Source organism: Cytobacillus oceanisediminis 2691 (genome assembly GCF_000294775.2).
Taxonomy (GTDB): Bacteria; Bacillota; Bacilli; order Bacillales; family Cytobacillaceae; genus Cytobacillus; species Cytobacillus pseudoceanisediminis.
On the sequence record NZ_CP015506.1, the window covers coordinates 2,192,718 to 2,204,972 of the forward strand.

A 12,255-nucleotide genomic window follows, 5' to 3' on the forward strand; every position below is an offset into this window, starting at 1 on the left:
CATTGTAAACACCATTGATATGTTCAGAAAAGCCCAGCAAGAAGAATATGCGATTCCTGCCTTTAATATCCACAACCTTGAAACATTCCAAGTGGTGGTGGATACTGCAGCAGAATTGAACTCACCTGTCATACTGGCTTCCACACCAGGTACCATTTCTTATTCAGGCGGTGACTATTTGGTGTCAATTGGAAATGCTGCAGCAAAAAGATATGAGATTCCGATCGCTCTCCACCTTGACCATTTTGAGAGTTTTGAAGAAATCAAGAAATATATTGAATTTGGTTTTAAGTCTGTGATGATCGATGCCTCCCATCATCCTTTTGAAGAAAATGTCAAGATTGTAAAGGAAGTTGTCGATTATGCCCATGAATATGGGGTCTCTGTTGAGGCTGAAATAGGCCGTCTAGGGGGAGTAGAAGACGACCTCGTTGTGGATGAAAAGGACGCGAAGTATACCAATCCGGAGCAGGCTGGAAAATTTGTGGAGTTAACCGGGATTGACTCTTTGGCAGTTGCTATTGGAACTGCACATGGATTATACAAGGGTGAGCCTAAAATTGACTTTGATAGGCTGGATGAGATCCGCTCCATGGTTTCTATTCCTCTCGTCCTTCATGGGGCTTCCGATATCCCGGATACAATGGTGAAGAGAACAATAGAACTCGGTATTTGCAAGGTAAATATTGCAACAGACCTAAAAATCCCATTTTCTAATGCGGTCAAACAATACTTTATCGAGAACCCGGACGCAAATGATCCCCGAAAATATATGACTCCAGGCAAAGACGCGATGAAGAAGGTAGTCGAGGAAAAAATTCTTATGTGTGGCAGCAATGATAAAGCCTAGCATACTAACCGTTACCCTTAACCCCGCTATAGATACTGTCTACCGCCTGGAATACCTTAAGATTGGAAGAAGCACACGTACGAAAAGTCCCCTTAAAACTGCAGGAGGAAAAGGACTGAACGTTACAAGGGTGTTGAGCATTCTTGGAGAAAGTGTGACGGCAACCGGTTTTTTAGGCGGAAGTAACGGAAACTTTATTCGGAAAGAACTGTCAAATCTGGGTGTGCGTGATGAATTTGTTCAGATTGCTGGTGAAACAAGGCAATGTCTGGCCTTCAATGACAGCAGAAACAACCAGACAGAAATTCTTGAGGAAGGGCCTTTTATTTCCGGTTTGGAGCAGGAAGAATTAAGGCATCGCCTGAGCATCTTAATACCTGAAGCTCAAATCCTTATAGTAAGTGGTTCACTGCCCCTGGGGGTATCGAATAGCCTCTATCAATGGATGATAAAAGAAGCTAAAAATCATGGAGTTAAAGTTCTTTTGGATACCAGTGGGGAGGCACTAGCCGAATCTCTGTCTTATGGACCTTATTTAATCAAACCTAATCGTGAGGAACTTGAAGGGCTTCTTGGCCGTCCCTGCCGGGAAGAAACAGAAATCTGGAAATCGATGGAGAAGATTGCTGAAAACGGCATAGAGATTGTAATTGTTTCAGACGGTGAAAGGGGATCATTCGTTTATTATAAAGGGGAACGGATGAAAGTGGCAACTGCAGAAATTCGGGCAGTTAGCCCTGTGGGGTCCGGAGATTCATTTATTGCAGGTTTTGCCGCTGGACTTTCAAAAGGATATTCAGTAAAGGATACTCTGATCCTGGCTTCTGCTTGCGGCTCAGCAAACGCAATGGAAGAGAGGACTGGATATATAAATCTCCAAAACTTGAATACATTGATTGAACAAATTTCAATAAACTCAACTTGGTCAGGCAGTTTATAAAAATTTTTCAAAAGATCGCGGAGGTGCCGGATATTGTTAAGAAAGCGAAATAAACTGAAAAGATTTGCCTCTATTTTTCTTTCATTCCTATTGGTCATATCGCTTATTCCAGTCAGTGCAGCTGAAGCTGAAGAAAATACAGATACTTCTTCCATCGGCAAAGTTAGCGGGATACAAAAAGAAGGCAGTGATATTTATCTTGATTTCTCTTCTGGACAAGGAATTAAATTAAGCTTTCTGAAAGACAATGTTTTCAGGCTTCACCTGGATCCGAGCAGTGAATTTCCTGAATACCCAACACCAAACAAGCCTGACCATGTGACGAAAATTGTGGATAAGGATAAAAACAACTATCAAAAAGAATATGGAACCGTAAACGTAAAGGTAAAAGAAGATTCCGATTTTTATAGGATATATACAAAAATATTGGAACTAAAAATCTCCAAAACGGACTCCAAAATGAGCCTGATTAATAAACAAAATAACAAGGTTATCTGGAGTGAGAAGGAGCCGCTTTCTCTTGAAGCGAATAGTGCAGTTCAGACACTTAATACAAAAGATGGTGAATACTTTTACGGTGGAGGACAGCAAAACGGCTACTACTCTCACAAAAATAATAAAATAAATATCTCCATCGGAGGCGGATGGGATGCAGGTGCAGCATCAAGCCCTGTTCCGTTCTACTTGAGCACTGAAGGATATGGAGTGATGAGAAATACGTTTAAGCCGGGTGTCTATGACTTTTCCAAAACGGCAACTTTTTCACATGAGGAAAATAGATTTGACGCTTATTATTTTGTTGAAGACTCCATTCCGGAAATTATTAACGAATATACCGAGCTGACTGGAGAAGCAGCATTAATGCCGGAATATGCGTTTTATTTAGGGCACGCAGATTGCTTTAATGGCACTCACAACGGTCATAAAGACCAGAGAACCCTCCTTGGCAAAGGCTTGGATACATTAAATCAATATGTGGAGAAGGATATGCCGCTCGGCTGGTTTTTGCCGAATGACGGTTATGGATGCGGCTATGGTGGATTAGAGAATTTGGAGAAATTTGCGGATGAAGCAAATGAGAAAGATGTTGAAGTAGGCCTCTGGACACAAAGCAATTTATACCCAGACCCGAGCCTGCCTGAGGATAGCCCATTGCGAAGGGATCTTGATGGTGAAGTGAAGGCGGGAGTAAGAGCTGTTAAAACGGATGTTGCATGGGTAGGACAGGGCTATTCCATGGCTCTTAACGCAACACGCCAGGCTGCTGAAGGAATCGAAAAGCAGGAAAACTCAGGCGGAGCACGCCCGTTTGTGATTAGTCTCGATGGATGGGCAGGCACCCAGCGTTATGCCACTCTTTGGTCTGGTGACCAGTATGGAGGGGAGTGGGAATACATCCGCATGCATATCCCAACATACATTGGAGCGGGATTATCCGGCAATCCGAATGTTGGTTCGGACATGGATGGTATTTTTGGAGGAGATCCAGTCATCCAGACAAGAGATTTTCAATGGAAGGCTTTCTCGCCAATTCAAATTGATATGGATGGATGGGCGTCATCCGGAAACGATTACAGCAAATCCAAAAAACCTTGGAATTATGGCGAACCTTATACTTCCATAAACCGCATGTATCTGAAGCTAAAAGCGCAAATGATGCCATACATTTATACGATTGCAGAAGAATCCACTTCTACCTCTATGCCTTCTGTCCGGGGAATGATGCTGGAGTATCCAGAAGATCCATTTACGTATGGCACTGATACACAGTACCAATATATGTGGGGGCCAAATTTACTGATAGCGCCTGTCTACAATGAAAAGGATCATGCAGCTGGTGTAAGAAACGGAATCTACTTACCGGATTCTGAACAGGTTTGGATCGATTACTTTACAGGTGAGCAGTATCAGGGCGGAGCAGTTTTAAATAATTTTGACGCCCCATTGTGGAAGACACCAGTCTTCGTGAAAAATGGAGCTATCATCCCAATGGCTCCTGAAAACAATGCGATTAATGAGCTGGATGGATCTGAAAATCGAATTTTTGATATATATCCAGCAGGGAAATCTGAATTTACTCTTTATGAGGATGACGGTAAAACAACTGATTACAAATCTGGGAAGAATACAAAAACCAGGATTTCATCTGTCGTAGCAAATGATAAAGTAAAAATTACCGTTCATAAAGCAAAAGGAAAAGGCTACAAAGGAATGGTCAAGGAAAGAGGAACCGAATTCCTCGTTAATACACGAAAGCAGCCTGAATCTGTAACTGTAAAGGTTGGCGGCAAAAATAATAAACTGCGAAAAGCTTTAACAGAGGAAGAATACAGCCGCTCTGAAAATGTTTATTTCTACAATGAAAGTCCGAATCTTAATAAATATTCAACGGAAGGCTCTGAGTTCGCCAAAACAAAGGTAACTACTGCACCGAAGTTATTTGTAAAGATTGCAAAAACGGATATAACCAAGAATCAAGTGATGCTTACGGTAAATGGATTTAACAACACGCAAGAGAAAGAAGTAAAAGATACAGAAGTGCCTGATGTGCCTTACGGACTCGGAGCCGCAGATGAAAATATTACAGATAAAAGCATAAAACTTAATTGGAATAAAGTTGAAGGTGAAAATCTTTCCTATGACCTTAAAATTAATGGAATGATATACAAAAATGTTTATTTCGAAAAAGAAAATGAGAAGCCGTTTTTCGAGCACGATAATCTAAACTTTGACACAGAATACAGATATAGTATCCGGGCAGTTAATACAAAGGGTGCATCAGACTGGAGTGATGAAATAACCGTAAAAACCAAGCTTGATCGATTCAGAAACGTTCCGAAGAATATGACAGCCAATGCCTCAAGCAATCAGCCTGGGAGCGAAGCATCGAGAGCAGTAGACGGAGATGAAAAAACACAATGGCATACAGCTTGGGGGTCAGGAAACGTTCTTCCTCATACCTTTGAGATTGATATGAAGCTTGCCTATCAATTAGATAAGCTGGAGTATGTGCCTAGGCCGGATGCAGGGAACGGAACAATTCTTAAGTATGACCTGGATGTCAGCCTTGATGGGAAGACATACAAAAATGTTATTACCGATGGCACTTTTATTAGGAGCAATGAGACAAAAACGATTCAATTCAACGAAGAGGTAACTGCACGGTATATTAAATTAACGATTAAGGATGCTGTGGGAAAATTCGGATCTGCACAGGAATTCAGACCTTACAAAAAGGATAAAACTGAAGGAATGGTAGTCGGTGAAAATATACCTAATGGTGCCATAGACGAAGAGGACCTGCTTTTCTTTGCCAGTTATATGGGTGTGGACACCACAGATACTTCTTGGGATCAGGTGTCCAAAGTTGATATTAACTATAATGGCGTGATTGATTCTTATGATTTAATGTATGTAGCAGGACAGCTTGGTGAGACACAGCTCCAGCCGACTAAGCGTCCTGCAGCAGGACTGCTGAGCATTCGTCCTGATAAGCAGCAATTAAAAGCAGGGGAAGAGTTTGCAGTAGAGGTAATAGGTGCAGGGATGAAGGATATTAATGCCTTCAATCTTGAACTTGAAATTGATCCAAATAAGTATGAAATTGTAAAAGAGTGTTTAGAAGGATCTGAATGTGGGGAGAGAATTGCCGACTCTGCTGCTTCTACCGCGAATATGCTGAATTATTCAATTCTTGCAGGAATAGGCAATGAGAAGCAAAGAATTATGGCTGCTTTTTCAAACAAAGGTTCTTTTGAAACGTTAGAAGGCACATCAACTCTGGCAGTCATTAAGCTAAAAGCGAAGAAAGATTTAGAGTTTGATATACCGATTACGAGATCCTTGCTTGTGAATACAAGCTTTGATACCATCGATGAAATCGGTCAGGTTTTAAAGCCTGGAGAAGAGCCTGGAGAAGTCGAGCAGCCTGAAGAGCCGAAGGAACTGCTCATGACGGCAAGGGATATCGCTGTATCTGGTGAAGCAGATAAAATGCAGGATGGTGCTGAAGCCTTCCCGCGGTTAATTGACGGTGAAATAAGTGAATCTTCCCTGGCTGAGCTTAAGTGGAGCATTACGGAAGCCGATGGTATTTCTCTTCCATTAGAGGTTGATTTCAGCTTTAATAGTCCAACAGAACTTACCAGATTTGAAGTATTCAACAGACCGCTTTATACCAATGGGAAAATAAAAGCCCTTCGTGCAAAAGCTTTTGATGAAGAAGGGAATGAGTATGATTTGGGTAGAATGGAAGTCGGGTCAAGCGATAAATCTGTAACCTGCGATTTAACTGAACATACTCAAATGCCATCCGGCAAGAAAATGGTTAAGTTCAAAATTATATTTGAAGAATCTCATAGTGGGCCGCTTATGCTTTCAGTTGCAGAAGTGCAATTCTGGAAGAGAAACGCTGCCAATTGAGAGCAATTAAAAAAGAATTGAAGAAAGCCATGGATAGTTCCATGGCTTTTCTTCGTTAGGATTTAAGAAATTAATTTATAAGTAACAACGGATTTAGATAGAGGGGTTTTCATGGTTATCTTGACTGGTGATGATCAACATGTTACCATAACGTCACATGTTAAACTTTTATTTATAACGAAAGGGCCGATGTAATGAGCGACGAGCTTTCCACCGTTTTTAAGGCATTGGGACATCCAATCCGCAGGGAAATTCTCGATATTCTTAAGAAATCGCCAAGAACGACCGGAGAACTTAACGACTATTTTCCTGAAGTTACAAGGTATGCCATTATGAAGCATCTAAATATTTTAGAGGAAGGCAAATTAGTTTTGGTACGGAGAGAAGGAAAATATAAAAGGCATTTTCTTAATGCAGTGCCCCTTCAGGAAATGCATGAGCGCTGGGTAGGTAAATACATGAAATCCGCAGCCAGATCGCTGTTGAATTTACGGAGGGCCGTTCAAGATAAAGGAGGAGACAAACCGATGGATTCAGCAAAGGAATTTCGCATTGAACAGGAGATATTTCTTGATGCACCACGAGAAGAAGTATTTAGGGCATTAACCGAAAAGGTGGAAGAGTGGTGGGAGTTTCGCATAGCTCCAAAAGGAGTAACATCCCACTTTACGTTTGAGCCTGTTCCAGGAGGGCAATTCACCGAAAAATGGGGTGAAAAAGAAGGCGCAGTCTGGGGGAATGTATACTATGTGAATGCGCCTGAAGAAATACGGCTGCACGGCCATCTTGGCATGCATGGAGCGGTAAACAGTGCCTATACGTATCGTCTTCTTGAGAAAGAAGGAGGGACGCTGCTGCAGCTTTCCCATACAGCCTCTGGTGTTATTCAGGAGCAATGGGAAGAGGAGCATTCCAAGGGATGGGAATACCTGCTTGGAACCCTGCTAAAAAAATACGTAGAATCGAACTAATTCTGGAGGACAAGATGGTAGATGTAATCACAGAAATAACAATTAATTGTCCTGCTTCACAAGTGTCAGAGTATGCTTCAAATCCCGATCATGCTCCTGAATGGTATGTCAATATACATGCTGTTGAGTGGAAGACACCAAAACCGCTTCAACTAGGATCACAGATTGCTTTTAGAGCGAAGTTTCTTGGCCGGGAACTTGCTTATGTTTACGAAATTACTGATTATATTCCAGATGCAATATTGGTAATGAAAACTGCAAATGGCCCATTTCCAATGGAAACTATCTATACATGGCAAGCGATCGATGAAAATCATACCCTCATGACATTAAGAAATAAAGGGAACCCAAAAGGGTTTAATAAGGTCATGTCTCCATTGATGGAACCGATGATGAGAAGAGCAAATATGAAGGATTTAAAAAAAATCAAAGCCATACTTGAAAAATAATTTTTATCATCCATCCGGCAGGAAGGTTTTCCTGTGGGTTCACATAAGGTGTATGCCCTATGCAGCTTTAAAAAGGCTGTTTAAAGGGCTGGGCACCTTATTAATAAGCTGCAGTTTTCACCTTAAAGCATACATATGGCGATACTAATGCCTCATTATTCAATTAGCAATTTTAAAACCGTCCAATCCCTATCAAATCAAACTAAGCCGTCCTATTTAGGGCGGCTTAGTTTGGTTATGTTCCCCTTTTTTATAAAACTAATTTATAGTAGATGCTCCTTTTAGCAGATAGGGGCAGCGCCATTCTCATCATTTTTTAATGATATTTTAAAAGAATTCTAGTTTTTGGAAGGTACATTACAATTACTAACTAATTTAGGAGGAAAGCTAAATGAAAATTGTGATTATACCGTCTGGTTTTAAAGAGTGCCTGGATGCGGAGGATGTGGCGCTGGCGATGGAAAGGGGAGCGCAGCGTTATAACGGGGAAGCCGACATTGAAATAATTCCTATGATTGATGGCGGAGAAGGGTTTGCAAAAACCATTACGAGATTAAAAGGCGGTCACTTGATTTACGTAGATGCGACGGGTCCTGTCGGCAAAAAGGTAAATGCCCATTTCGGCATTTTTGCAGAAAATGGTGAAATGACTGCTGTTATAGAGATGGCTGCAGTGGCAGGTCTGAAGCATGTTCCCCTGCAGGAGCGCAATCCTTTACTGACGACTACTTATGGGGTAGGGGAACTGATTCTTGCTGCTTTGGATTTTGGAGCTGATCGTATTTTAATCGGCTGCGGCGACTCCGGCACTTCAGATGGGGGGGCAGGGATGGCCCAGGCACTTGGTGTCCGGTTTTTGGATGGTAATGGAAAAGTAGCCGAAATAAAGGGAGGTGCTGATTTATTAAGAATAAAGCAAATAGATGACTCAGACATGGACAAGCGAGTCAGGCAAATTGAAATTGACGTGGCCTGCAATTGGAAAAATGTTTTATGCGGGGACAATGGAGTAGCGAGGATATTTGGCCCGCAAAAGGGTGCAACCAAAGAGCAGGTAAAAATATTATCCGAAGCCATGGAGCACTATGCGAATCTTTTAGAAGAAAGTTATAGGTTCGATGTCAGATACCTCGAGGGAAGCGGTGCCTCAGGAGGGCTCGGGGCAGGTTTGGCTGTTTTTGCTGGGGCAGTGCTTCATCCTCGTTTCAGCCTTATAAGAAAATACATAAAGATAGAAGAAAAAATTGCTTCCGCTGACATCGTGCTGACAGCGGAAGGGAGTATCGATTTCCAGACTCCAAATGGAAAAATACCGACTGAAGTCGCCAGAATTGCCAAAAAATACGATATACCCGTCATAGCCATCACAGGTTCGGTTGGAAAAGGGGCATCCTTGAATTATGATGCCGGCATAGATGCCTTTTTGAGCATAATTCCAAAGCCGACATCTCTGGAAAAAGCAATTCTGTATGCTCCTCAGTGGATTGAGGACAGTACAGAATCAGTCATGCGGCAAGTGGACATTGGCTATAAAATGGCCAGCAGAAACCGGGTCAATGAAGGGGCAGTCTAATATGCAGACTAGAATGGGAAAGCATGGGCAATCCGGCCATCCATTAATTATGCTTATAGACTGTATTTCCGGGAGAAGCCTGGCCATAATCAGCGCCCATGTCTTCTTCTTTCTGTTGATTGCGTTCGCTGATGGGGTTGATTATAAAGCAAAGTTATCGATTTTCATATTTCTCTCCGCTGTAACACTATGGATTTCAACAAAACTCCCTGCTGGATTCATTGCATTTGCCAGCATCGTATTCATCATTTTAATGAATGGAGCGAGTCAGGAGCTATTATATCTGTCCCTTTCGGAGGAAGTGGTATGGCTGATGGTGGGGGCATTTATCATAGGGGAGGCAGTTGAACAATCAGGTTTAACCGGACGGTTCATTCAGTTTATCTTAGGAAAAAGCCGGACGCCGGCAAAGCTGAAAAGTGGGATGATATCCTTTCTTTTCGCCTCTGTTTTTTTTATACCTTCAACATCCGCCAGAGCTGCCATGGCAAGGCCGGTCATTATTCATCTGGCAAGCAGGCTGACCGTAAAAGAGAAAAAAACTCTAACAATCACTATACCTATTGTCATTTTAATGAGTACATCGGCAGCACTTATTGGTGCTGGTTCCCATGTCATTGGTGTTGGTCTTTTGGAAACTGGGGCTGGCCAATCCATCTCTTATTTGCAGTGGCTAATGTGGGGACTGCCTTTTGCATTGATCATGACAATCGTGAGCTCAATAGCCGTTCAGTGGATGGTGAGGAGCGATAAGGAATTGGAAGAATCACCTTTTATACCTAATATACAGGATACGCCACCTCAAATGCCGCTTACAGGAGCGGAAATTAAAACTCTAATAATAGTTTCTCTTCTGATCATAGGATGGATGACTGACAGTTTCCATGGATATGATCTTGCATTTGTTTCCATAATCGGGGCAATTGCGCTGACCATGCCGAATATGGGTGTAATTACCTGGAAACAGGGGCTTAAAGCAGTTTCTTGGAATTTGATTCTTTTTGTTGCAGCAGCATCCGCACTAGGAAAAATTCTTGTTGAAAATGGTGTGGCAGATTGGATGGAAGGAAAGATTACAGGTTTTCTTCAAATCTTCACTGATGCTCCGGATTGGATTATGGCAGCAGTAATCCTTATCTTCACCGTCACCAGCCATTTATACATTACATCCCATACAACAAGGGCAATTATTTTGGTTCCAGGGATCATTCTGTTTAGTCAGTCAATGGGAATGAATCCATACGCAGCCGTCTTTATCAGTTTAATTGGCATGAACTACTGCATCACTTTTCCAGTAAGTTCTAAGGCACTGCTCCTTTTTTATGAAGATGATGAATTAAGTTATGATGCAGGTATTTTAGCTAAGTTAAGTGCAATCCTAATGCCCCTTTACATTGCCATTGCAGTTATTTTCTACTGTACTTATTGGCAGTGGACGGGTATGAGTCTATATTGACTGAAATACTTACCGCGTTTTTAAAAATGCGGTTTTTCATTTGAATTGGAAATATATTTAATTAGGATGAACCGAACGAACTGGTTAGGGAAAATTAGATAGTGTGCTTGAATGTTACTTAAATTTAGGGTAAAGTTAATTGTAGACATTAAAGATCTTTAATGTATTCATAAAGGAGATAGGAAATGAAATATTCAAAAGCCACCAACTATGCATTGCACACAATGGTATATTTAACTTTAACACCCAAGGGGAAATCTGTTGGCGTTGAACAGCTGGCTAAAATCCAAAATCTTTCCCCGACCTACCTGTCGAAAATTCTCACGAAACTTGTAAAGGCAGGCCTTATTGAATCAACTCCTGGTGTTAAGGGCGGATACAGCATTGTAAGCCATTCGCGTAAAACTTCCTTTCTGGATGTCATTCATGCCATCGAAGGGCACACCACCTTGTTTCATTGTTCTTTGGAACATGATGATTTACAAAATGAAGATTGCTTAATTGAAAAGGTAATGTTTGAAGCTGAGAAAAAGATGAAAGATGAGCTGAATACAAAATATATTTCTGATATTGCAAAAGAGATTGATTCCACAAAAAAATAAAAAAAGAATTGTAATCAGTCTAAGTAATTTTTTTGTGATAATCATAGATATTAAAAGTCTATAATATATTTAATTGAGGAGGAAATAAATATGCTGTTAGATTGTGTCATTATCGGCGGAGGGCCATCCGGATTAAATGCTTCACTTGTTCTTGGAAGGGCAAGGAAAAAGGTTATCCTTTTTGATGAGAATAAACCCAGAAATGCGGTAACTCACGAATCTCATGGTTTTATTACAAGGGATGGCATCAAACCTTCTGAGTTTAAGAGAATTGCCAGGGAAGATTTAATGAACTATCCTGACATCACAATGGAGAACCAGCGGGTTACTGATATAAAGAAAGAAAATGATGCTTTCGTGGTTCGTGCAGAAGACGGCAGAAGGTTTCGCTCCAGAAAGGTCCTTTTGGCTACAGGTCTAAAAGATGAACTTCCAGCAATTGAAGGAATTCACCAGTTTTATGGCAAAACCTTATTTAGTTGCCCATTTTGCGATGGCTGGGAATTAAGAGACCGCCCATTAGTTCTAATCTCAGAGGATAACCGTGCTTTCCATATGGCAAAAATGATTTCAAATTGGAGTAATAATCTTGCTGTTTGTACGAATGGCAATTTGATATTTTCGGAAGAACAAAAAGAAATATTAATAAGAAAACAAATAAGGGTATTTGATGATGAGATAGCTGCTTTAGAAGGGGAAAGCGGGCGCTTGGCCAAAATAAAATTTAGAAATGGCAATGAACTTTTTAGGGCTGGAGGCTTTGTCACAACGGGTTTAACCCAAGCTGCGCCATTTGCAGAAGTATTAGGATGCAAGATGAATAATATGGGAGGAATTGAAACAGACACCCTTGGCCGAACAAATATTGAAGGTGTTTATGCCAGTGGTGATAATTCTATCCTGGCACCTTCACAATTGATTATTGCTGCCAGTGAGGGAAGTAAAGCGGCTATAGGAATCGTTCATGATTTAGTAAATGAAGATTTTTAAAA

At 41.2% G+C, this 12,255-nt stretch carries 9 protein-coding genes; all 9 read left to right on the forward strand.

Annotation, left to right across the window (positions count from 1 at the left end; translation table 11 throughout):
* Positions 1–19: 19 nt before the first annotated feature.
* The 9 genes from A361_RS11270 to A361_RS11310 all read left to right on the forward strand — a co-directional run bounded on the left by A361_RS11270 (position 20) and on the right by A361_RS11310 (position 12,253).
* Entirely contained in the window at positions 20–850 is an 831-nt protein-coding gene (locus A361_RS11270) for a tagatose bisphosphate family class II aldolase (RefSeq protein WP_033196579.1), read from the forward strand.
* On the forward strand, positions 837–1,790 hold the full coding sequence (gene pfkB / locus A361_RS11275; protein WP_019382004.1) for a 1-phosphofructokinase: 954 nt from the start codon (positions 837–839) through the stop codon (positions 1,788–1,790). Before A361_RS11270 ends, pfkB begins: the two co-directional genes overlap by 14 nt.
* 33 nt (positions 1,791–1,823) lie before the next feature.
* Entirely contained in the window at positions 1,824–6,212 is a 4,389-nt protein-coding gene (locus A361_RS11280; protein ID WP_019382005.1) for a TIM-barrel domain-containing protein, read from the forward strand.
* A 194-nt stretch (positions 6,213–6,406) separates the two neighbouring features.
* Entirely contained in the window at positions 6,407–7,183 is a 777-nt protein-coding gene (locus A361_RS11285; RefSeq protein ID WP_019382006.1) for an SRPBCC domain-containing protein, read from the forward strand.
* 14 nt (positions 7,184–7,197) lie between these two features.
* Positions 7,198–7,632 carry an SRPBCC family protein gene (locus A361_RS11290; RefSeq protein WP_019382007.1) on the forward strand — a complete coding sequence of 145 codons (435 nt, stop codon included), beginning with the start codon at positions 7,198–7,200 and terminating at the stop codon, positions 7,630–7,632.
* Positions 7,633–8,023: 391 nt separating this feature from the next.
* Positions 8,024–9,205: a glycerate kinase gene (locus tag A361_RS11295; protein ID WP_019382008.1), complete on the forward strand. Its 1,182-nt coding sequence runs from the start codon at positions 8,024–8,026 to the stop codon at positions 9,203–9,205.
* A gap of 1 nt (position 9,206) precedes the next feature.
* Entirely contained in the window at positions 9,207–10,661 is a 1,455-nt protein-coding gene (locus A361_RS11300) for an SLC13 family permease (protein WP_019382009.1), read from the forward strand.
* Between the two features lie 185 nt (positions 10,662–10,846).
* Positions 10,847–11,263, forward strand: a complete 417-nt coding sequence (locus A361_RS11305; protein ID WP_009330480.1) for an Rrf2 family transcriptional regulator — start codon at positions 10,847–10,849, stop codon at positions 11,261–11,263.
* 90 nt (positions 11,264–11,353) lie between these two features.
* Complete coding sequence (locus A361_RS11310) at positions 11,354–12,253, forward strand: NAD(P)/FAD-dependent oxidoreductase (RefSeq protein WP_009330479.1); 900 nt, start codon at positions 11,354–11,356, stop codon at positions 12,251–12,253.
* Positions 12,254–12,255 lie beyond the last annotated feature (2 nt).

What these genes read in the sequence shown, in the direction of transcription:
- A361_RS11270 (WP_033196579.1), top strand. Translation starts at nt 20, where the DNA reads ATGTTCAGAAAAGCCCAGCAAGAAGAATATGCGATTCCTGCCTTTAAT.
- pfkB (WP_019382004.1), top strand. Translation starts at nt 837, where the DNA reads ATGATAAAGCCTAGCATACTAACCGTTACCCTTAACCCCGCTATAGAT.
- A361_RS11285 (WP_019382006.1), top strand. Translation starts at nt 6,407, where the DNA reads ATGAGCGACGAGCTTTCCACCGTTTTTAAGGCATTGGGACATCCAATC.
- A361_RS11290 (WP_019382007.1), top strand. Translation starts at nt 7,198, where the DNA reads ATGGTAGATGTAATCACAGAAATAACAATTAATTGTCCTGCTTCACAA.
- A361_RS11295 (WP_019382008.1), top strand. Translation starts at nt 8,024, where the DNA reads ATGAAAATTGTGATTATACCGTCTGGTTTTAAAGAGTGCCTGGATGCG.
- A361_RS11300 (WP_019382009.1), top strand. Translation starts at nt 9,207, where the DNA reads ATGCAGACTAGAATGGGAAAGCATGGGCAATCCGGCCATCCATTAATT.
- A361_RS11305 (WP_009330480.1), top strand. Translation starts at nt 10,847, where the DNA reads ATGAAATATTCAAAAGCCACCAACTATGCATTGCACACAATGGTATAT.
- A361_RS11310 (WP_009330479.1), top strand. Translation starts at nt 11,354, where the DNA reads ATGCTGTTAGATTGTGTCATTATCGGCGGAGGGCCATCCGGATTAAAT.